Genomic DNA, 19886 nt, shown 5'->3' with positions numbered 1-19886 from the left:
CTCCCGGACCTCGTCGCTCACGCCTTCTCGGCGTCCTGTTTGCCGGCGCACTCGGCGCAGGTGCCGAAGATCTCCACGGTGTGCGCCACGTTGACGTAGCCGTGCTGGGCGGCGATGGTCTCCGCCCACTGCTCCACCGCCGGGCCCTCGACCTCCACGGCCTTGCCGCACAGCCGGCAGACCAGGTGGTGATGGTGGTCCCCGGTCGAGCAGCGGCGGTACACGGACTCGCCCTCCGTGGTGCGCAGCACGTCGACCTCGCCCGCGTCGGCGAGGGACTGGAGGGTGCGGTAGACGGTGGTCAGTCCGACCGAGTCGCCGCGGTGCTTGAGCACGTCGTGCAGCTCCTGGGCGCTGCGGAACTCGTCTACCTCGTCGAGCGCCGCGGCCACCGCCGCCCGCTGGCGGGTCGACCGGCCGCGTACCGGGGCCGCGTTCGTTCCACTGATCGGCGCCGTCGCCACAGCAGCCTCCTCGTGTCGCCCGTACCTGTGTCGGGCCATTGTGCCAGCCCGGCCCGGTCTCAGGGCCGAACCACGAGATCGTCCCCGGCGGCCCGGGTGGCCGGTACTTCCAGGGTGCATCCGTCGGTGCCCGTCTCGTCCCGCCGGGCGCGGCGCCGGGCCAGCGGGGCGGCGAGCGCCGTCAGTCCGACGAAGACGGCGATGGCCAGCAGCACGATCGTCGCCCCGGGCGGGACGTCCTGGTAGTAGGAGGTGACGGTGCCGGCCAGGGTCACCGCCGTACCGATGACCACGGCGAGGACGAACGTCACCCGGAAGGAGCGGGCGATCTGCTGCGCGGCGGCGACCGGCACCACCATCAGCGCGCTGACCAGCAGCAGCCCGACGACCCGCATCGCGACGGTCACGGTGACCGCCGCGGTGACCGCGACCAGCAGGTTCAGCGCGCGCACCGGCAGCCCGGTGACCCGGGCGAACTCCTCGTCCTGGCTGACCGCGAAGAGCTGGCGGCGCAGCCCCAGCGTCACCAGCAGCACGAAGGCGGCCAGCAGGCAGATCGAGGTGATGTCGCCGGTGGAGACGGTGGACAGCGAGCCGAAGAGGTACGAGGTGAGGTTGGCGCTGGAACCGGTGTCGGAGAGGTTGATCAGCAGCACCCCGCCCGCCATGCCGCCGTAGAAGAGCATGGCCAGCGCGATGTCGCCGCGGGTGCGGCCGTACCAGCGGATCAGCTCCATGACGACCGCGCCGGCCACCGCGACCGCCGTGGCCATCCAGACCGGGCTGGTGGAGAGCAGGAAGCCGAGGCCGACGCCGGTCATGGCGATGTGGCCGATGCCGTCGCCCATCAGGGCCTGGCGGCGCTGGACGAGGTAGACGCCGACGGAGGGGGCGATGACGCCGACGAGCACGGCGGCGAGCAGGGCCCGCTGCATGAAGGGGGGGTTCAGGAATTCCATGGTCAGCTCAGCAGTCCCGTCCGGGTGGGCTCGTAGGCCGCGTGGGGGTGTACGTGGTCGTGGCCGGGCAGGGCGTGCTGGCCCCGCGCCTCCGGGGGCGGCCCGTCGTGCAGGACGCAGCCGTCGCGCAGCACGATCGCGCGGTCGATCAGCGGCTCCAGCGGGCCCAGTTCGTGCAGGACGAGCAGGACCGTGGTGCCGGCCGCGACCTGCTCGCGCAGGGTGGCGGCGAGGATCTCCTGACTGGCCAGGTCGACGCCGGCCATCGGCTCGTCCATGATCAGCAGCTCCGGTTCGGCGGCCAGCGCGCGGGCGATCAGCACCCGCTGGTGCTGCCCGCCGGAAAGCGCCTCCACCGGGTCCCCGGCCCGGTCGGCGAGGCCGACCAGTTCGATGGCGCGGTCGACGGCGGCCCGGTCGGCCCGGCGCAGCAGCCCGAGCCGGGTACGGGACAGCCGTCCGGAGGTGACGACCTCGCGGATCGTGGCGGGGACGCCGCCGGACGCCGTGGTGCGCTGGGGCACGTAGCCGATCCGCGCCCACTGCCGGAAGCGGCGCAGCGGGGTGCCGAACAGCTCGACGGAGCCGCCGGTGAGCGGAACCTGGCCGATGACGGAGCGCACCGCGGTGGACTTGCCGGAGCCGTTGGCGCCGAGGAGGGCGGCGACCTCGCCCCGGTGGACGGTGAAGTCGATGCCCCGCAGCACCCGGCGGGCGCCCAGCGTGGCGGAGGCGCCGCGCAGGGCTATGACGGGTTCGGGGGTGGTGCTCCCGGTCGCGGGCATGGGTGCCTCCGGTGCTGCGGGGGTGGGGGTGGTGGACGTCACTTCGCGCCGAGCGCCTTCTGGAGGGCGGCGAGGTTGGACCGCATGACCTCCAGGTAGTCGGTGCCCTTGGACTGCTTGGTGATGCCTTCGAGCGGGTCCAGGACGTCGGTGCGCAGGCCGGTGTCCTTGGCGAGCGTCCTGGCCGTCCGGTCGCTGGCGAGCGTCTCGAAGAACACGGTGGTGGCCTTGTCCTTCTTGGCTATGGCGTGGATCTCGTTGATCCGGGCGGGGCTGGGGTCGGCCTCCGGGTCGACGCCCGCGATGCCCTCCTGGGTGAGGCCGTAGCGCTCGGCGAGGTAGCCGAAGGCGGAGTGGGTGGTGATGAACGTCCGGGTCGCGGTGGACCGCAGGCCGTCCTCGAAGGCGGTGTTCAGCTCGTCGAGCCGGGCGACCAGGGCGGTGGTGTTCTTCCGGTAGTCCGCTGCGTGGGCGGGGTCGGCCTTCTCCAGGCTCTTGCCGACGCCCTTGGCGACCTCGGCGTACTTGACCGGGTCCAGCCAGACGTGGGGGTCGGCCCCGGCCTCGTCGCCGTGGTGCTCGTGGCCGTGGTCGTCCGCGCCCACCTCGGTGCCGTGGTCCTCCAGCGTGGTGAGCGTCGAGGCGTCGAGCACGTGCTTGGCGCCGGAGAGCCCGATGGCGTCGTCGACGGCCGGCTGGATGCCCTTGAGATAGAGGACGAGGCCGGCGTCGGTGAGCCCGCCGATCTGCCGCGGGCTGAGCTCCAGGTCGTGCGGTTCCTGGCCGGGCTTGGTGAGCGTGGTGACGGAGACGTGCTCGCCGCCGATCCGCTCGGCGAGGAACTGCATCGGATAGAAGGAGGCCACCACGTCCAGCCCGTCGCCCTTCTTGCCGTCCGCGCCGTCGGCGGCGGAGCAGCCGGTGAGCGCGGTGAGACCGAGGGCGGCCGCCGTGGCGACGGCGGCGACGGGGACGAGGCGGCTTATGTTCATGACAGTCATTTTCAACAAAGCTGGAAACGATTGTCAACAAGGATGATGAAATGACCGCGCGACCGGCGGGGCCGGTCCCAATTTGTTCGACAGGGCGTGCCCGCCGGTAATCTGAAGCCCGCAGGAGCAGCACGCCGTCGTAGAAGAGAGCACCGTGGCCGCCGACAAGATCGACTCCATCGTCAGCCTGAGCAAGCGCCGAGGCTTCGTCTATCCCTGTAGTGAGATCTACGGTGGTCAGCGAGCCGCCTGGGACTACGGGCCGCTGGGTGTCGAGATGAAGGAGAACCTGAAGCGCCAGTGGTGGCGCTACATGGTCACCTCCCGCGAGGACGTGGTCGGTATCGACTCGTCGGTCATCCTCGCCCCCGAGGTCTGGGTCGCCTCCGGTCACGTCGCCACGTTCACCGACCCCCTCACCGAGTGCACCTCCTGCCACAAGCGCTTCCGCGCGGACCACCTGGTGGAGGCGTACGAGGAGAAGCACGGCCACGGCCCCGCGAACGGCCTGGCCGACCTCAACTGCCCCAACTGCGGCAACAAGGGCACGTTCACCGAGCCCAAGCAGTTCTCCGGGCTGCTCTCCACCCACCTCGGCCCGACCCAGGACTCCGGCTCCGTCGCGTACCTGCGCCCCGAGACCGCCCAGGGCATCTTCACCAACTTCGGCCAGGTGCAGCAGACCTCGCGCAAGAAGCCGCCGTTCGGCATCGCCCAGATGGGCAAGTCCTTCCGCAACGAGATCACTCCCGGCAACTTCATCTTCCGGACCCGCGAGTTCGAGCAGATGGAGATGGAGTTCTTCGTCAAGCCGGGCGAGGACGAGGAGTGGCAGCAGTACTGGATGGACCAGCGCTGGAACTGGTACACCGACCTCGGCATGCGCGAGGAGAACATGCGGTGGTACGAGCACCCCAGGGAGAAGCTCTCCCACTACTCCAAGCGCACCGCCGACATCGAGTACCGCTTCCGCTTCGGCGGCAGCGAGTGGGGTGAGCTGGAGGGCGTCGCCAACCGCACGGACTACGACCTCAAGGCCCACTCCACCGCCTCGGGCACGGACCTGTCGTACTTCGACCAGGAGGCCGGCGAGCGCTGGACCCCGTACGTCATCGAGCCCGCGGCCGGTGTCGGCCGGGCGATGCTCGCCTTCCTCCTCGACGCCTACGTCGAGGACGAGGCGCCCAACGCCAAGGGCGTCATGGAGAAGCGCACCGTGATGCGCCTCGACCCGCGCCTCGCGCCGGTCAAGGTCGCCGTGCTGCCGCTCTCCCGCAACCCGCAGCTCTCGCCGAAGGCCAAGGGCCTCGCGACCGACCTCCGGAAGAACTGGAACATCGAGTTCGACGACGCGGGCGCCATCGGCCGTCGCTACCGCCGCCAGGACGAGATCGGCACCCCGTTCTGCGTCACCGTCGACTTCGACACCCTCGACGACAACGCGGTGACCGTGCGCGAGCGCGACACGATGAAGCAGGAGCGCGTCTCCCTGGACCAGATCCAGTCCTACCTCGGCGCCCGCCTGCTCGGCTGCTGAGCCCCGTACGCCGGAGCCCCCGACCCCTCGGATCCGCCGGAGGGGCCGGGGGCTCCGGCGATTCCGGCGCACTGCCGCCGCCTGCCGCGCGAGTAGGGTGCGCGGGGTGAACACCGCACCCCCGCCCCGCCGCGCCTTCCGTCTGATCGTCACGGGGGGAGGCACCGGAGGTCATACCTACCCCGCCCTGACCGCGATCCGCGCTCTGCGGAGCAGGCTCGCGGCGGACGGCGGACAGCTCGACGTCCTGTGGATCGGGACGCCCGACGGGCTGGAGGCCCGCGTCGCACCGGCCGAGGGCATCGCCTTCACCACGGTCGCCACCGGAAAGATCCGGCGTTCCCGCAACCCGCTCAAGCTGGTCTCGTCGGCCAACGTCAAGGACATGGCGCGGGTGCCGCTCGGGGTCGCGCAGGCCCGTCGGATCGTCGCCGACTTCCGGCCGGACGTCGTCCTGGCCACCGGCGGCTACGTGGCCGTTCCGGCGGGGCTGGCCGCCCGCCTGTGCCGACGCCCGCTGGTCCTCCACGAGCAGACCGTGCGCCTGGGCCTCGCCAACCGGAGACTCGCAGGCTCGGCGACGAGGATCGCGGTGTCCTCGGAGTCGTCACTGCCGCTGCTGCCGGACTCGGTGCGTGCCGCTGGGGTCGTCACCGGCAACCCCGTCCGGCCCGAGGTGCTGACCGGCCACGCGGACAAGGCGGTCGAGGCGCTGGGGTTGCGCGGGTTCGACCGGCGTCTGCCCACTGTGTACGTCACCGGCGGCGCCCAGGGTGCCCAGCAGATCAACGGAATCGTCCGTGACGCTCTGCCGTGGCTGCTGGAGCGCGCGAACGTGATCCACCAGTGCGGCCCGGACCACGTGGACGCGCTGCGGGCACACGGGGCGGTCCTGCCCGAGGCGCTGCGGGGGCGGTACCACCTGACCGGGTTCGTCGGTGCGGAACTGCCCGACGTCCTGGCGCTCGCGGAAGTCGTGGTCTCCCGCAGCGGGGCCGGGACACTCGCCGAGCTGACCGCCCTGGGCAAGCCTGCGGTTTTCGTCCCGCTCGCCACGTCGGCCGGGAACGAGCAGGCGCACAACGCCCGGCACCTGGAGGAGGCCGGCGCCGCCGTCGCGCTGCTCGGCGAGGTCACCGCCGACCGGCTCAAGGACACGGTCGGTCCGCTGCTCACCGACCCCGTACGGCGTGCGGCGATGGCGGAGCGGGCGCGTGCGCACGGCCGACCGGACGCGGCGGACAGGCTGGTGGACGTGCTTCTGTCCGCAGCCTCCGGCTGATCAGAGCGGTACTGGACCCGTACCGGCCCCGCCCGGGCGAAAAACCGGTGCGCGGGGTGGGGCGGGGCCGGTACGGTTCCGGCATGTATGCGTTCTTCCAGATCTACGAGTGAGAGCGCGGCGGGTCCGCGTACCCGCCGCCACCGGACCGATCACGGGTCGCCCGGACCGCATGTCGCACGGCGGCCTCACTTCGCACTACGAACGGGAGAACACCGTGGCCAAGAGCCGAAACAACCTGCTCGGCGTGGGCGGGCAGCGCAAGAAGCTGTCCCGGGCGGGCGGGCAGGGCGTCGGCCCCGCCAACGAAACCGACCGCCGGGCGGCCGCCGACCAGAAGCAGGAGCTGCTGCGCCGGATGCGCGAGCGCGCCCAGGGGGGCGCCGAGGCCCAGACCCCGGAGCCCGTCGAGGCACCGGCAAAGGACGACGCGCAGAGCTGACGCCCCGCGTCCCGCATGTACGACCGTGGGCCCGGATCATCCGTGATCCGGGCCCACGGCCTTGTCCGGCGCCCGGCCGGGGACGCCGCTCATGCCACCGTGCGCGGCAGCCGCAGGCCGAGGAGGGCCCGTCAGGACGCTCGCGGGTCAGTTCACCGGCGGCATCATCACCGCCAGTGCGTCCCGCATGCCCGTGTCCGTGGTCGAGCGGAACGGCGTGCCGAGGGCGGCCAGGCCCAGGGCCGGTGCCGCTTGCCGGGGCGGGCTCTCCGGGCCGGGCACACCGAATGACGTACGCCGACGCCGACGAGGGGACCCGGCAGCGGCTGCACCGCCTCCAGGCCCCGGCCCCCGCAGGGTCCCGCCGGGGCCGAGGTCAGGAGGCCCGGGAGTTCGCCGAGGAGCGGTTGCCGGGCAGGGGGGCCGACTGCTTCTCCAGCCGCAGGGCCGTCCGGGCGGCCGTCTCCATGGCCCAGCGGCCACTGGTCAGCGCGCCCACCAGGAGGACGGCCAGGCCGCAGCCGGCGATGATCCACCAGGCGGGCCGGCTCGCGTCCACGAAGGCCGTCGCGTACGCGGCACCGTGCGGCGAGCCGGTGCCCGCCACCCCGGAGGCCAGCACCGCGCCGATCACGGCGACCCCGAGGGTTCCGCCGATCTGGCGGCTGGTCGAGGCGACCGCGGCCGCCACCCCGGCCTGGGCGCGGGGCATCCCGGAGACCGCGGTGTTGGTGATCGGCGCGTTCACCATGCCGAAGCCGAGGCCGAAGAGGACGTAGCCGGTGAAGAGCAGCGTGGTGTCGCCCTCCGCGTCGAACAGCGCGAACAGCAGCCCGCAGGCCGTCATCGTCACGCCCGCCACGAGCAGCGGCAACCGCGGCCCCCGGTTGCCGACCAGCCGGCCGGACAGCGGGGCGCAGACGAAGGTCAGGGCCGCCATCGGGAGCATGTACAGCCCGGCGTGGAGCGCGCTCAGCCCGCGGACGTTCTGGAGGTACAGGGTGTTCAGGAAGAGGAACCCGCTCAGCGCCGCGAAGGAGCAGACCGCGATGACGGTGGCGCCGCTGAACGGCGCGCTGTGGAAGAAGCGCAGGTCGATCAGGGGTTCGGCGCGCCGGGGCTCGTACACCAGCAGACCGGCCAGCGAGCCGAGGGCGAGCGCGGCGAACAGCAGGATGCGCGGCGAGGTCACGCCCGAGGAGGGCGCCTCGATGATCGCGTACGTCAACGAGCCGAGCAGCCCGATCACCAGCAGCTGACCCACCGGGTCGGGGCGGCGGGGCCTCGGGGCACGGGACTCGGGGACGTACCGCCAGGTGAGCAGGAGCGCGGCGAGGCCGACCGGCAGGTTGATCCAGAAGATGGACCGCCAGCCGACCGAGTCCACCAGCAGCCCGCCGACCACCGGGCCGGCCGCCATCGATATGCCGACCACCCCGCCCCACACCCCGATGGCGCGGGCCCGCTCGCGCGGGTCGGTGAAGGTGTTGGTGATGATCGACATGGCGACCGGGTTGAGCATCGAACCGCCCACCGCCTGCACCATGCGGAACGCGACCAGCGACTCCAGGTTCGGCGCCAGGGAGCAGAGCAGCGAGCCGAGGGTGAAGAGGACCAGCCCGGCCTTGAAGACCCTCCGGCGCCCGATCCGGTCGGCGGTGGAGCCCGCGAGCATCAGCAGCGAGGCCAGCACCAGGGTGTAGGCGTCGATCGTCCACTGCATACCGGCGACCGTGGCGTGCAGCTCCTTCTGCATGGAGGGGAGTGCGACGTTGAGCACGGTGTTGTCGAGGCTGACGATCAGCAGACTCATGCAGCAGATCGCCAGGACCAGCTGTCGGCGGCGGGGGCTGAGCTCGGGCATACAAGGATAGTACGGTTAACTAACGAACTCCGCCGCCGGAGTGGCTCGTCCGGTACGGGACAATGGGGCCATGACCACGCTCGCCCCCTCGCTCCCGCAGCTCCGCATCGGCCCGCACACGGTGCAGCCGCCGGTGGTGCTCGCCCCCATGGCCGGGATCACCAACGCACCGTTCCGCACCCTGTGCCGGGAGTTCTCCGGCGGCAAGGGGTTGTTCGTCAGCGAGATGATCACCACGCGGGCGCTGGTCGAGCGCAACGAGAAGACCATGCAGCTGATCCACTTCGACGCGAGCGAGACCCCGCGTTCGATCCAGTTGTACGGGGTGGACCCGGTCACCGTCGGCAAGGCCGTCCGGATGATCGTCGACGAGGACCTGGCCGACCACATCGACCTGAACTTCGGCTGCCCGGTCCCCAAAGTGACCCGCAAGGGCGGCGGCTCGGCGCTCCCCTACAAGCGGCCGCTGCTGCGGGCCATCCTCCAGCAGGCGGTCTCCCACGCGGGGGATCTGCCGGTCACGATCAAGATGCGCAAGGGCATCGACGACGACCACACGACCTATCTGGACGCGGGCCGGATAGCGGTCGAGGAGGGCGTCACCGCCGTCGCCCTGCACGGCCGTACGGCCGCCCAGCACTACGGCGGGACCGCCGACTGGGACGCCATCGCCCGCCTGAAGGAGCACGTCCCGGAGATCCCCGTCCTCGGCAACGGCGACATCTGGTGCGCGGACGACGCGCTGCGGATGATGCGGGAGACCGGCTGCGACGGTGTGGTCGTGGGCCGGGGCTGCCTGGGCCGCCCGTGGCTCTTCGGCGACCTGGTGAACGCGTTCGAGGGCACGGCGGCGCGTCAGGCGCCGGGGCTGCGGAAGGTCGCCGAGGTGATGGTGCGGCACGCGACGCTGCTGGGGGAGTGGATCGGCGACGAGAAGCGCGGGGTGATCGACTTCCGCAAGCATGTCGCCTGGTACCTCAAGGGCTTCTCGGTCGGCTCCGAGATGCGCAAGCGCCTCGCGGTGACCTCCTCGCTGGAGGAGCTGGCCGGTCAGCTCGCGGAGCTGGACCTGGACCAGCCGTGGCCGGACGGCGCGGACGGGCCGCGCGGGCGCACCTCGGGCAACAACCGGGTCGTCCTGCCGGACGGCTGGCTGAAGGACCCGTACGACTGCGCGGGCGTGAGCCCGGACGCGGAGCTGGACACCTCGGGCGGCTGAGCCCCTCCCCCGGGCCTTCGAGGCACGCGGCGCCACCAGGCACCGCGTGCCTCTTGCTTTTGCTCGCTCATGTGAGCGCTTCATGCGGCTGGATTCGGCGTGGTTCCGGTCGATCCATGCCCGGAACGGGCGGATGGCGTTCTTCGGGCGCCACCTCGGGTCGCCGGTGAGTCCGTTCCGTGATGTCGTGATGACGTACGGTCGCCCGTTCGGCGTCCGAATGGTGACATCTGAGCGGCGGCCGTAGAGTGATTCTCGCCACCTTGAGAGCTCTTGCGCTCAGATGAGCGCGTTTTCGAGGGCTTGACTTCTCAAATGGTGGCACTCGGTGCCAGCGGCCTCTATTTTGATCGATCGATGCGATGGTGGCTCAGTGTGATCGAAATAGGGATTCTCGGTGGCGCATCGTCATCATGTGTTCAAGAAGTGAATGAATTCTGCCGCTGGGGCAGCTGATCGTGTCACTTTCGATCCGCTGGCGGATGGGTGGTCGGGGCCTGGTGACGCGCAAGTGGACGTACCCAGAAACCTTCGATCTGGGTATGTTCCTCGCCGTCAGGGCAGCCACCCGCGTCCTCAAGGAGTCGAGACCCGTGTCGGAAAACAAAGATCCTCACGTAGCCAACCCGGAGTCCCGGGGGTCCGAGGGCGAGAAGTTCGTCTATGACTTCACCGAGGGCAACAAGGATCTGAAGGACCTTCTCGGCGGCAAGGGTGCGAATCTCGCCGAGATGACCAACCTCGGGCTTCCCGTCCCTCCGGGATTCACCATCACCACCGAGGCGTGCAAGGTCTACCTGGAGAGCGGCGAGGAGCCGAAGGAGCTGCGCGCCGAGGTCAGCGCGCACCTCGACGCCCTCGAATCGCGGATGGGCAAGAAGCTCGGCCAGGCCGACGACCCGCTGCTGGTCTCGGTCCGCTCCGGCGCCAAGTTCTCGATGCCCGGCATGATGGACACGGTCCTCAACATCGGCCTCTCCGACGAGTCCGTGACCGGTCTCGCCACGCAGGCGGGCGACGAGCGCTTCGCCTGGGACTCCTACCGGCGCCTCATCCAGATGTTCGGCAAGACCGTCCTCGGCGTCGACGGCGACCTCTTCGAGGAGGCGCTGGAGGAGGCGAAGGAGGCCAAGGGCATCACCGTCGACGTCGACCTCGACGCCGCCGACCTGAAGAAGCTGGTCGAGCGGTTCAAGGAGATCGTCGCGCGGGACGCCGGACGGGCCTTCCCGCAGGACCCGCGCGAGCAGATGGACCTGGCCATCAAGGCCGTCTTCGATTCGTGGAACACCGACCGGGCCAAGCTCTACCGCCGCCAGGAGCGCATCCCCGGCGACCTGGGCACCGCCGTCAACGTCTGCTCGATGGTCTTCGGCAACCTCGGCCCCGACTCCGGCACGGGCGTCGCCTTCACCCGCGACCCGGCCAGCGGCCACCAGGGCGTCTACGGCGACTACCTGCAGAACGCGCAGGGCGAGGACGTGGTGGCCGGCATCCGCAACACCGTGCCGCTCGCCGAGCTGGAGTCGATCGACAAGAGCTCCTACGACCAGCTGATGCAGATCATGGAGACCCTCGAAACGCACTACAAGGACCTGTGCGACATCGAGTTCACCATCGAGCGCGGACAGCTGTGGATGCTCCAGACCCGGGTCGGCAAGCGCACCGCCGGTGCCGCCTTCCGGATCGCCACCCAGCTCGTCGACCAGGGCCTGATCGACGAGGCCGAGGCGCTCCAGCGGGTCAACGGGGCGCAGCTCGCGCAGCTGATGTTCCCGCGCTTCGACGACGAGGCGAAGACGGAGCTGCTGGGCCGGGGCATCGCCGCATCGCCGGGCGCGGCGGTCGGCAAGGCGGTCTTCGACTCGTACACCGCGGTCAAGTGGTCCCGCTCCGGCGAGAAGGTCATCCTGATCCGCCGCGAGACCAACCCCGACGACCTCGACGGCATGATCGCGGCCGAGGGCATCCTGACCTCGCGCGGCGGCAAGACCTCGCACGCCGCCGTCGTCGCCCGCGGCATGGGCAAGACCTGTGTCTGCGGCGCCGAGGAGCTGGAGGTCGACACCAAGCGCCGCCGGATGACGGTGGGCGGCCGGGTGATCGAGGAGGGCGACGTCGTCTCCATCGACGGCTCCACCGGCAAGGTGTACCTCGGTGAGGTCCCCGTCGTGCCGTCCCCGGTCGTCGAGTACTTCGAGGGCCGGATGCACGCCGGTGCCGACGACGCCGACGAGCTGGTCGCCGCCGTCCACCGGATCATGGCGTACGCGGACCGGGTGCGCCGGCTGCGGGTGCGGGCCAACGCCGACAACGCCGAGGACGCGCTGCGGGCCCGCCGCTTCGGCGCCCAGGGCATCGGGCTGTGCCGTACCGAGCACATGTTCCTCGGCGAGCGCCGCTCGATGGTCGAGAAGCTGATCCTCGCCGACACCGACGCCGAGCGCGAGACCGCGCTGGCGGAGCTGCTCCCGCTCCAGAAGGCCGACTTCATAGAGTTGTTCGAGGCGATGGACGGGCTGCCCGTCACCGTCCGGCTGCTCGACCCGCCGCTGCACGAGTTCCTGCCCGACATCACCGAGCTGTCGGTGCGGGTCGCGCTCGCCGAGTCCCGCAAGGACGCCAACGAGAACGATCTGCGCCTCCTCCAGGCCGTCCACAAGCTGCACGAGCAGAACCCGATGCTGGGTCTGCGCGGGGTCCGGCTCGGCCTGGTCATCCCCGGCCTGTTCGCCATGCAGGTACGGGCGATCGCCGAGGCCGCGGCCGAGCGGAAGAACGCCAAGGGCGACCCGCGCGCCGAGATCATGATCCCGCTCGTCGGTACGGTCCAGGAGCTGGAGATCGTCCGCGAGGAGGCCGACCGGGTCATCGCCGAGGTCGAGGAGGCCACCGGCACCCGGCTGCGGCTGACCATCGGCACGATGATCGAGCTGCCCCGGGCCGCGCTGACCGCCGGCCAGATCGCCGAGGCCGCGGAGTTCTTCTCCTTCGGCACCAACGACCTGACCCAGACGGTGTGGGGCTTCTCCCGCGACGACGTGGAGGCGTCCTTCTTCACCGCGTACCTGGAGAAGGGCATCTTCGGGGTGTCGCCGTTCGAGACGATCGACAGGGACGGCGTGGGCTCGCTGGTCCGCAGCGCCGTCGCGGCCGGCCGGGCCACCCGCCCGGACCTGAAGCTCGGCGTCTGCGGTGAGCACGGCGGCGACCCGGAGTCGGTGCACTTCTTCCACGAGGCGGGCCTGGACTACGTGTCCTGCTCCCCGTTCCGCATCCCCGTCGCCCGGCTCGAAGCGGGGCGCGCGGCGGCGGGCTCCACCGGCAGCGACAGCCGCTGACCCGGTAGCCCACCGGCCGGGCGCGCCCTGCGGCCCGGTACGGGAACACCGTGATCCACCGCCCGGAGACGGCGGCACCCTGTGCGGGGGTGCCGCCGTCTCGTTTCGTTCCGGGTAAAACGGTTGTTCGGCATTGTTCTTTTTTCTTCGTTAAGGGGACGTGCTTCTTTGTTTAATGCGCAAAGAAGGGACCGGAAACGGACCGGGACGCGCCCCTTGGATCCCCACCCATGGGTCGCGTCCCGGGTTACCCCCATCGGGAACGGTGCCGCACCGTCGACCACCGCCGCCAGGCTTGCGAAACCCCCCACGGCCTTCGCTCGCCCTTCCGGTGGCGTCGGATTCGTGCCCGACGTCGTACAGCTTTTCGGGTGGTGGCGGTCCGGTGCGAGGCGTTTCACCTGTGGCCGAAACCCCGTGGTGACGTGCTGTTACGGATCACCTACCCTGGGATGGGGGTAATTGCAGGTGCAACAAGTGGGGGACCGGTGCTGCGTATCCATATGTCCGGGGTGGACCTGTCCAAGGTCCGGATGGCCTCCCGGCCGGACGCGCTGTGGGAAACCGCGCTGAGTTTCCACCGGCTGCGGGACCGGCGCGGTTCCGCGGTGTTCGGTGAATGGCGTACGGAAACCCGCTCCCGGTTGAATGGTGAAGCACGTCTGCTGTCCGCGGTGATTCCGGCCCGCGGCTATTTCCCGGATTTCCTGACGCCTTCTCAGGAAAGCGCCGAGCCGTACGGCATCGACGCCGGGATGGAGGCCCTGCGCGCCACCCCGACCGGCCGGGTCCTCGCCGAGCTGGCCCTGCTCGGCGCCGAGAGCCGCGCCGCGGCCCGCCTGCCCGACGTCCACGCCGACCCGCTCGGCCGGATCGCCGACGCGCTCCGCCGCTACCACCGCGCGGCCATCGAGCCCTACTGGCCGCACATCCGGGCCAGCGTCGAGGCCGACCGGGCGGTGCGCGGCCGGGCCCTCCTGGACGGCGGGGCCGACGAACTGCTCGCCTCCCTCGCGCCGATGATCCGCTGGCGGGCCCCGGTGCTGGAGGCGGACTACCCCGTCGACCGGGAGCTCCGGCTGGACGGGCGGGGGCTGCTGCTCCAGCCCTCCTTCTTCTGCCGCGTCACCCCGGTCGTCTACCGCGACCCCGGCCTCCCGCCGGTGCTCGTCTATCCGGTGACCCACTCCCGCGCCCCGGTCTTCGCCGAGCCGGGCCCCTGGCTCGGCCGGCTCCTGGGCAACACCCGCTCCACGGTCCTGAGCGCCATAGGGAGCGGCTGCACGACCAGCGAGCTCGCGCTGCGGGCCGGGGTCTCCCTCGCCTCGGCGAGCCAGCACGCCTGCGTGCTGCGCGAGGCGGGCCTGGTCCACACCCTGCGGCACGGCGGCTCGGTCGTGCACACGCTGACCCCGTTGGGCGGTTCGCTGCTCCGGGGCGGTGCGCCGCTCGCCCTGTCCTGACCCCGGGTGGCGGGTGCGTTCGAGGTCGGCGAAAGTTTTTTCGAGACGAGCGATGAGTTCTCCGAGGTCCCGCCGTCTACCTGTCGTACCCGTTCGGACAACGAGAGAGCGAAGCGACCATGCCTCAGATGATCTTCGTCAACCTGCCGGTCAAGGACCTGGAGAGGTCCAAGGACTTCTTCGGCAAGCTGGGCTACTTCAGCAACCCGCAGTTCACCGACGAGACCACCGCCTGCGTGGTCATCAGCGAGACCATCTTCGTGATGCTGCTGACCGAGGAGCGCTTCCGGCAGTTCACCAAGAAGGAGATCGCCGACCCGGCGACGTCCACCGGGGCGATCCTCGCGCTGAGCGCCGAGAGCCGTCAGAAGGTGGACGAGCTGGCCGACGCCGCCCTCGCGGCCGGTGGCTCGTTCGCCAACGACCCGATGGACTACGGCACCATGTACGGCCGCTCCTTCCAGGACCCGGACGGCCACCTCTGGGAGGTCATGTGGATGGACCCGGCCGTCGTCGAGGGCGGGCAGAACGGCTGAGCCCGCCCGGTCAGACCGTGCCGAGCTCCGGGTACGTCACGCCGGTGAGCTGCTCGGACGCCACCCAGAGCCGTTCGCCGCGCACGTCGTCGCGGGTCCGCCGGGCCCGCCAGGAGGGGGCCGGGGCGCCGCGCCAGCCCAGCGGTCCCGGCCCGGTGAACGAATCGGGGCGCACGCCGGGCGCGGTGGCCGCGTACAGGGTGGGCAGCGCCCCGGCGGAGGCCGACTGGGCGACGATCCGGTTGCCCAGCTCGAAGAACCGCTCGGCCGCCCGGCGGTTCTCCATCCGGGCGGCGGCGGACTGCAGGTTGGTCGACGCGTAGCCCGGGTGCGCGGCGGCGGCCACCAGCCGGGAGCCCGCCCGGGAGAGCCGCCGGGCCAGCTCGTGGACGAAGAGCAGGTTGGCGGTCTTCGAACGGCCGTAGGCGATCCAGCGGCGGTACCTGCGCTCGCTGTTGAGGTCGCCCATGTCGATGTCGGCCAGCGCGTGCAGCCCGCTGGAGACGGTCACCACCCGGGCCCCGGGGGTGTCCAGGAGGCGGGGGAGCAGCAGCCCGGTCAGCGCGAAGTGCCCCAGGTGGTTGACGCCGAACTGCCGCTCGAAGCCGTCGGCCGTCGTCCCGTACGGGAGGGCCATCACGCCCGCGTTGTTGATCAGCAGGTCGATCCGCTCGGGCGCGTGGGCGGTGGCGAATTCCCGTACCGAGCGGAGATCGGCCAGGTCGAGGGGGACGAACGCCACGTCCGCGCCGGTGACCGCCTTGCGCAGCAGGCTCTCGGCCGCCCGGCCGCGGGATTCGTCGCGGCAGGCCAGCAGGACCCGCGCACCGTGCTGGGCCAGCTCCCGGGCGGTGTTCAGGCCGATGCCGCTGTTGGCCCCGGTGATCACGGCCGTGCGGCCGCGCTGGTCCGGGATGTCGTCGGCGTTCCAGCCATGGCTCATGCGCCCCAGCGTACGGCCGCGGCCACCGGCCGGGGGAAGCCCGTGGGGAAGCTCAGTTTTGGCTCAACGGAATGGACGGGGCCCGGACCGCGTCCCTAGGGTCGCGATCATGCCCGACATAGCCATAACGACCCTGGTCGTCCTGTGTATCGCCGCCGCCGCGGCCGGCTGGATCGACGCGGTGGTGGGCGGTGGCGGACTGCTGTTGCTGCCCGCGCTCCTGCTGGGGCTGCCGCAGGTGCCGGCCGCGCACGTGCTGGGGACGAACAAGGCGGTCGCGATCGTCGGCACCTCCGGTGCGGCCGTGGCATACGTGCGCAGGACCCCGGTGCGGCTGGGGACCGGGCTGCGGATCGGGCTCGCGGCGCTGGCCGGTTCGATGGCCGGGGCGTTCTTCGCCGCGGGGCTCAGCAGTGAGGTGCTCCGGCCGGTGATCATGGTCGTGCTGCTGGCCGTCGCGGCGTTCGTGCTGCTGCGGCCGTCCTTCGGCAAGGAGCTCGGCGACGGGGAGCACAAGAGGGTCACCCGGGCCCGTACGGTCACCGCGATCGTGCTGGTCGGCGGCGGCATCGGCTTCTACGACGGGCTCTTCGGCCCCGGCACCGGCACGTTCCTGGTGCTGGCGCTGACCGCGGTCCTCCATCTCGACCTGGTGACCGCCTCCGCCACCGCCAAGATCGTCAACGTCTGCACCAACGCCGGTGCGCTGGCCATGTTCGCCTACCAGGGCAGCGTGCTGTGGCAGTTGGCGGCGCTGATGGCGGTGTTCAACCTGGCGGGCGGGATCGTCGGGGCGCGGATGGCGCTCAGCCGGGGCAGCGGGTTCGTCCGGGGCGTGCTGCTGGTCGTGGTGTTCTCGCTGGTCGCGAAGTTGGCCTTCGACCAGTGGGTCGCCTGAGCGGGGGCTCCGCCGGACCCGCCCCGGCCCGGTCTCAGCGGACGGCGGTCAGGTGCGCGTACGCCACCACGTTGCCCTGGTAGCCCGTCGCCTTCGAGAAGCCGCCGCCGCAGGTGATCAGCCGCAGTGAGGCGAAGGGGGCGGCGCCGTACACCCGCTTGTCGGGGAAGGCGTCGTTCTCGTAGACCTCGACCGCGTCGAGCGAGAAGACGGCGGTGCGGCCGTCCTGGCGGACCACCTCCACCGTGCTGCCCCTGCGCAGGGCGCCGAGGTCGTAGAAGACCGAGCGGCCCTCCGCGTTGTCCACGTGTCCGGCCATGATGGCGCTGCCCTCGGAGCCCGGGGGAGTGCCGTCCTTGTACCAGCCGACGACGTTGCGGTTCTCGGCCGGCGGCACGTCGAGCCGGCCGCCGGGCCCGAGGCCGAGCCGCGTCACCGGGGCGTCCACCCGGATGCTCGGGATGCGCAGCCGGACCGGGGCGGACGGCTTCAGCGGGGCGGCCAGCAGGGAGCCCGGCTGCGGTACGGGGCCGTCGGCGAAGGACTGGGCGGCGGTGGGTCCGGGCGGGACCACCTGGGTGTCGGCACCGTTGCGGATCAGCCAGACACCGGCCAGCGCCGCGATGGCCAGCAGCCAGCCCTTGGCCTTCTGGGACACGGTCGTCCTCCGGTCGGCGGTACGGGAAGGGCACGTACCGGGCAGCGGCGGTACGCGTCGGGGCGCGTACCGGACACCGGCGGTACGGGAACGGTCCCGTCCCGGTGGCACGCGGCCACCGGGACGGGCACCGGGCGGTACGGAGCCGTGAATCCGGCTCCGTCAGCCGGCTCCCTGCGTGCCGCTCGCCCGGCGACGCAGGAGCCAGGCTCCGCCGACGGCGGCCACGGCGAGTACGCCGGCGCCCGCCGCGATCTGGGTGGTGTCGGAGTGGACACTGCCGCCGACACCGGTTCCGACATGCCCGGTGGGGCCGGTGGGGCGATGACCGGACGGCGCGTCCCCGCGCCCCGGGGCCTCGCGCCCGTCGCCGGGGCCGTCATCGCGGCGGCCCGGATCCTCCTTGTCGCCCCGGCCGGAGTCCCCGTGCGAGGAGTCCCGGCCGGAGTCCCCGTGCGAGGAATCCCCGTGCGAGGAGTCCCGGCCGCCCGAGGGCTCGCGTCCGTCCGGGCCGCTGTCGTGGCCCGACGCGTGGTCGCCGCGGCCGGACGAGTCGCCCCGGCCGCCGCCCCGGTCCGAACCTCTGCCGCCGTCTCCTCCGTCCCTCTCCCCGTATCCGCTCCCGTCCCCGTCCCCGGAGGCGTCGCCGAATCCGGAGAAGGCGCCGCCCCCGCCCGCCGCGTCGAGCAGCGAGGGCACCTGGCGCCCGGAGAGGACGTCGAGGGGGAACAACTCCTCGGCGCCGTCCCCGGAGCCGTCGCCCGCAGGGTCCTCGTCGGTGCGCGACACGGCCTGGGCCGGACCGGACCGCGGTGCGTCGGCCCCAGCCGCGTAGGCCGACGGCCCGGTGGTGAGGAGGCCGAGCGCGGCTATGGTGACCGCGGATGCTGCGGTACCGGTCGCTATGCGGACAGGGCGCATGGGGGGTTCCTCCGGCGATGGTCACGAGTCGGTGTGTCCTGACCACGAGCTAACGGGCGACACGCCGTGCACGCCTGCTGACACGGGGTCAGCTTCCACCCGTTCGGACCGGCGCGCCGTCCTTGCCAAGGCGCGATCGTGCAGGTCACGGCCGTGATCGGGGGGGATGTGGTCAGCCCTTTGCCATCCGGTGCCGATCGGGTGACGCGAGGCATACGCGGTGTGGCGTACGTCACACGCATGACTCGGCGACCGCCGGGCACATGTTCCACACCCCCCACGGGACGGTGTCACGGCCGCCCCCGGCTGCCGCCCCCGCCGAGCCCGCCCCCCTGGGCTCGGCGGGGGCGGATTCGTGTCCGTGCGTGATTGCATCCGTGCGTTCCGTGACGCTTTGTTGCCGATTGCTTCGGCGGTATGTCGAGTGCATGGCGAGAGTGGCTGAAACCTGGTGTCCCTCGACGGCGCGAACCAGGCTGGAACTCGCACATTCGTGCCCATGGCCCGTCCATAGAAAGCCCACGCCGCAGATGCACACGCCCCTTCGATCCGGCATCCCCGAGATGCGCCTTCCGCGCGCGGGGAGGAGGTGGCGCACGTGCTCCGCTATGTGACCCGCAAGGCGGCCGGCTGGCTGCTGATGATCGTGGTCGCGACCAACGCCACCTATTTCCTCGCCAGTTGGTTCCTGGACCCGCGGGCGAACTTCCGGGAGCTGCGTCCGGTCCGTACCGAGGAGCAGATCGACCGGGCCCTCGCGCCGTACAACCTGAGCCCGCAGGAACCGGTGCTGCACCGCTGGTGGGACTGGTTCACCTCGGTGGTGCTCCACTTCGACTGGGGCCGGTCGCCCACCGGCGTCGCCGTCAACGGCGAGATCGGCTACCGGGCGCTGATCAGCGGGGAGCTGGTCATCGTCGCCACGGTCCTCTCCGTGGTCATCGGCGTCGGACTGGCCGTGTACACCGCCTCGCGGCAGTACGGCTGGGCCGACCGGATCTCCCAGGCCGTGTCCATCGCGGTCTTCAACGTCCCGACCGCCGTCGCCGCGCTCGCCGTGGTCTTCGTGGCCATCTGGCTCAACCAGCACGCCGGGCTGACCTTCCTCTACGTCGCCGGGGAGAACTCCCCGGACGTACAAGGGGTGTTCGCGACGATCGGCGACCGGCTGCTGCATCTGATCCTGCCGACCGTGAGCCTGACGCTCATGGGCTACGTGGGCTACCACCTGACCCAGCGCTCCCTGCTGCTCGACACGATCAACGCGGACTTCGTCCGGACCGCCCGGGCCACCGGCCTCACCCGGTCCCGGGCGATCCGCAGACACGCCCTGCGCGCCGCGCTCATCCCGACCGCCACCTCCGTGGCGTTCAGCATCCCGGCCATGTTCACCGGCGCCGTCATCACCGAGACGATCTTCGGCTGGAACGGCATGGGCCGCTACTTCATCCAGACCATCAGCAAGAACGACGTGCACGGCACGGTCGCGACGGCGGCCTTCGCCGCCGTCCTCACCGCGATCGGCGCGATCCTCGCGGACGTCGCCACCGTCTTCCTCGACCCCCGAGTGAGGGTGAACTGA

The 19886-nt window shown here is 71.4% G+C and carries 18 protein-coding genes; 9 read left to right on the top strand and 9 right to left on the bottom strand.

The genetic code is table 11. From position 1 onward, the window contains the following. Positions 1–17: 17 nt before the first annotated feature. From ACF08W_RS09930 to ACF08W_RS09915, 4 genes are read right to left on the bottom strand one after another with little or no spacing between them, the layout of a single operon-like run. Positions 18–464 carry a Fur family transcriptional regulator gene (locus tag ACF08W_RS09930; RefSeq protein ID WP_352275203.1) on the bottom strand — a complete coding sequence of 149 codons (447 nt, stop codon included), beginning with the start codon at positions 462–464 and terminating at the stop codon, positions 18–20. Positions 465–523: 59 nt separating this feature from the next. Then, positions 524–1423, bottom strand: coding sequence for a metal ABC transporter permease (locus ACF08W_RS09925; protein WP_352275202.1), 900 nt, complete (start codon positions 1421–1423; stop codon positions 524–526). A 2-nt stretch (positions 1424–1425) separates the two neighbouring features. Further along, positions 1426–2208, bottom strand: a complete 783-nt coding sequence (locus ACF08W_RS09920) for a metal ABC transporter ATP-binding protein (RefSeq protein ID WP_352275201.1) — start codon at positions 2206–2208, stop codon at positions 1426–1428. A gap of 38 nt (positions 2209–2246) precedes the next feature. Continuing rightward, entirely contained in the window at positions 2247–3200 is a 954-nt protein-coding gene (locus ACF08W_RS09915; RefSeq protein ID WP_392278979.1) for a metal ABC transporter substrate-binding protein, read from the bottom strand. Between the two features lie 154 nt (positions 3201–3354). Between ACF08W_RS09915 and ACF08W_RS09910 the strand changes: the two genes are divergently transcribed. The 3 genes from ACF08W_RS09910 (at position 3355) to ACF08W_RS09900 (ending at position 6461) form a co-directional block, all read left to right on the top strand. Continuing rightward, positions 3355–4737 carry a glycine--tRNA ligase gene (locus tag ACF08W_RS09910; RefSeq protein WP_385204342.1) on the top strand — a complete coding sequence of 461 codons (1383 nt, stop codon included), beginning with the start codon at positions 3355–3357 and terminating at the stop codon, positions 4735–4737. A 106-nt stretch (positions 4738–4843) separates the two neighbouring features. Beyond that, positions 4844–6019 carry a glycosyltransferase gene (locus tag ACF08W_RS09905; RefSeq protein WP_385204345.1) on the top strand — a complete coding sequence of 392 codons (1176 nt, stop codon included), beginning with the start codon at positions 4844–4846 and terminating at the stop codon, positions 6017–6019. A 217-nt stretch (positions 6020–6236) separates the two neighbouring features. Continuing rightward, the gene (locus ACF08W_RS09900; RefSeq protein ID WP_392278978.1) at positions 6237–6461 is read left to right on the top strand and encodes a DUF6243 family protein; all 225 of its coding nucleotides are present in this window, start codon (positions 6237–6239) and stop codon (positions 6459–6461) included. Between the two features lie 147 nt (positions 6462–6608). Here the strand turns inward: ACF08W_RS09900 and ACF08W_RS09895 are convergent, their stop codons facing one another. Both ACF08W_RS09895 and ACF08W_RS09890 read right to left on the bottom strand, forming a co-directional pair. After that, on the bottom strand, positions 6609–6743 hold the full coding sequence (locus tag ACF08W_RS09895) for a hypothetical protein (protein WP_392278977.1): 135 nt from the start codon (positions 6741–6743) through the stop codon (positions 6609–6611). 94 nt (positions 6744–6837) lie between these two features. Further along, positions 6838–8325 carry an MFS transporter gene (locus tag ACF08W_RS09890; protein WP_392278976.1) on the bottom strand — a complete coding sequence of 496 codons (1488 nt, stop codon included), beginning with the start codon at positions 8323–8325 and terminating at the stop codon, positions 6838–6840. 70 nt (positions 8326–8395) lie between these two features. Here ACF08W_RS09890 and dusB point away from each other — a divergent pair, with 70 nt between their 5' ends. The 4 genes from dusB to ACF08W_RS09870 all read left to right on the top strand — a co-directional run bounded on the left by dusB (position 8396) and on the right by ACF08W_RS09870 (position 14884). Continuing rightward, entirely contained in the window at positions 8396–9544 is a 1149-nt protein-coding gene (gene dusB / locus ACF08W_RS09885; protein ID WP_385204353.1) for a tRNA dihydrouridine synthase DusB, read from the top strand. A gap of 593 nt (positions 9545–10137) precedes the next feature. Beyond that, a complete protein-coding gene (gene ppdK, locus ACF08W_RS09880) occupies positions 10138–12885 on the top strand; it encodes a pyruvate, phosphate dikinase (RefSeq protein WP_385204355.1) in 2748 nt (915 codons plus the stop codon). Positions 12886–13373: 488 nt separating this feature from the next. Beyond that, the gene (locus ACF08W_RS09875) at positions 13374–14348 is read left to right on the top strand and encodes a helix-turn-helix domain-containing protein (RefSeq protein ID WP_352275192.1); all 975 of its coding nucleotides are present in this window, start codon (positions 13374–13376) and stop codon (positions 14346–14348) included. Positions 14349–14467: 119 nt separating this feature from the next. After that, positions 14468–14884, top strand: a complete 417-nt coding sequence (locus ACF08W_RS09870) for a VOC family protein (protein WP_392278975.1) — start codon at positions 14468–14470, stop codon at positions 14882–14884. 10 nt (positions 14885–14894) lie between these two features. Here ACF08W_RS09870 and ACF08W_RS09865 read toward each other — a convergent pair whose 3' ends face one another. Then, a complete protein-coding gene (locus tag ACF08W_RS09865; RefSeq protein ID WP_392278974.1) occupies positions 14895–15827 on the bottom strand; it encodes an oxidoreductase in 933 nt (310 codons plus the stop codon). A 109-nt stretch (positions 15828–15936) separates the two neighbouring features. On the opposite strand from ACF08W_RS09865, the gene ACF08W_RS09860 reads away from it, so the two are divergent. Next, positions 15937–16725, top strand: coding sequence for a TSUP family transporter (locus ACF08W_RS09860; protein WP_352275186.1), 789 nt, complete (start codon positions 15937–15939; stop codon positions 16723–16725). 34 nt (positions 16726–16759) lie between these two features. On the opposite strand, the gene ACF08W_RS09855 is transcribed toward ACF08W_RS09860, so the two are convergent. Together ACF08W_RS09855 and ACF08W_RS09850 are read right to left on the bottom strand one after the other, a co-directional pair. After that, positions 16760–17383, bottom strand: a complete 624-nt coding sequence (locus ACF08W_RS09855; protein WP_385204368.1) for a class F sortase — start codon at positions 17381–17383, stop codon at positions 16760–16762. 162 nt (positions 17384–17545) lie between these two features. Continuing rightward, positions 17546–18304 (bottom strand): hypothetical protein, encoded by a 759-nt coding sequence (locus tag ACF08W_RS09850; RefSeq protein WP_385204371.1) that lies wholly within the window; start codon positions 18302–18304, stop codon positions 17546–17548. A 598-nt stretch (positions 18305–18902) separates the two neighbouring features. Between ACF08W_RS09850 and ACF08W_RS09845 the strand changes: the two genes are divergently transcribed. Then, the gene (locus tag ACF08W_RS09845) at positions 18903–19886 is read left to right on the top strand and encodes an ABC transporter permease (RefSeq protein ID WP_392278973.1); all 984 of its coding nucleotides are present in this window, start codon (positions 18903–18905) and stop codon (positions 19884–19886) included.

This window comes from Streptomyces sp. NPDC015144 (assembly GCF_043079735.1).
In the GTDB taxonomy this organism is placed as follows: Bacteria; Actinomycetota; Actinomycetes; order Streptomycetales; family Streptomycetaceae; genus Streptomyces.
This window is presented reverse-complemented; position numbering and strand designations above follow the sequence as displayed.

Coding starts and splice junctions, on each gene's coding strand:
- ACF08W_RS09925 (WP_352275202.1), bottom strand. CDS start 1,423: ATGGAATTCCTGAACCCCCCCTTCATGCAGCGGGCCCTGCTCGCCGCC.
- ACF08W_RS09920 (WP_352275201.1), bottom strand. CDS start 2,208: ATGCCCGCGACCGGGAGCACCACCCCCGAACCCGTCATAGCCCTGCGC.
- ACF08W_RS09915 (WP_392278979.1), bottom strand. CDS start 3,200: ATGAACATAAGCCGCCTCGTCCCCGTCGCCGCCGTCGCCACGGCGGCC.
- ACF08W_RS09890 (WP_392278976.1), bottom strand. CDS start 8,325: ATGCCCGAGCTCAGCCCCCGCCGCCGACAGCTGGTCCTGGCGATCTGC.
- dusB (WP_385204353.1), top strand. CDS start 8,396: ATGACCACGCTCGCCCCCTCGCTCCCGCAGCTCCGCATCGGCCCGCAC.
- ACF08W_RS09870 (WP_392278975.1), top strand. CDS start 14,468: ATGCCTCAGATGATCTTCGTCAACCTGCCGGTCAAGGACCTGGAGAGG.
- ACF08W_RS09865 (WP_392278974.1), bottom strand. CDS start 15,827: ATGAGCCATGGCTGGAACGCCGACGACATCCCGGACCAGCGCGGCCGC.
- ACF08W_RS09860 (WP_352275186.1), top strand. CDS start 15,937: ATGCCCGACATAGCCATAACGACCCTGGTCGTCCTGTGTATCGCCGCC.
- ACF08W_RS09850 (WP_385204371.1), bottom strand. CDS start 18,304: ATGCGCCCTGTCCGCATAGCGACCGGTACCGCAGCATCCGCGGTCACC.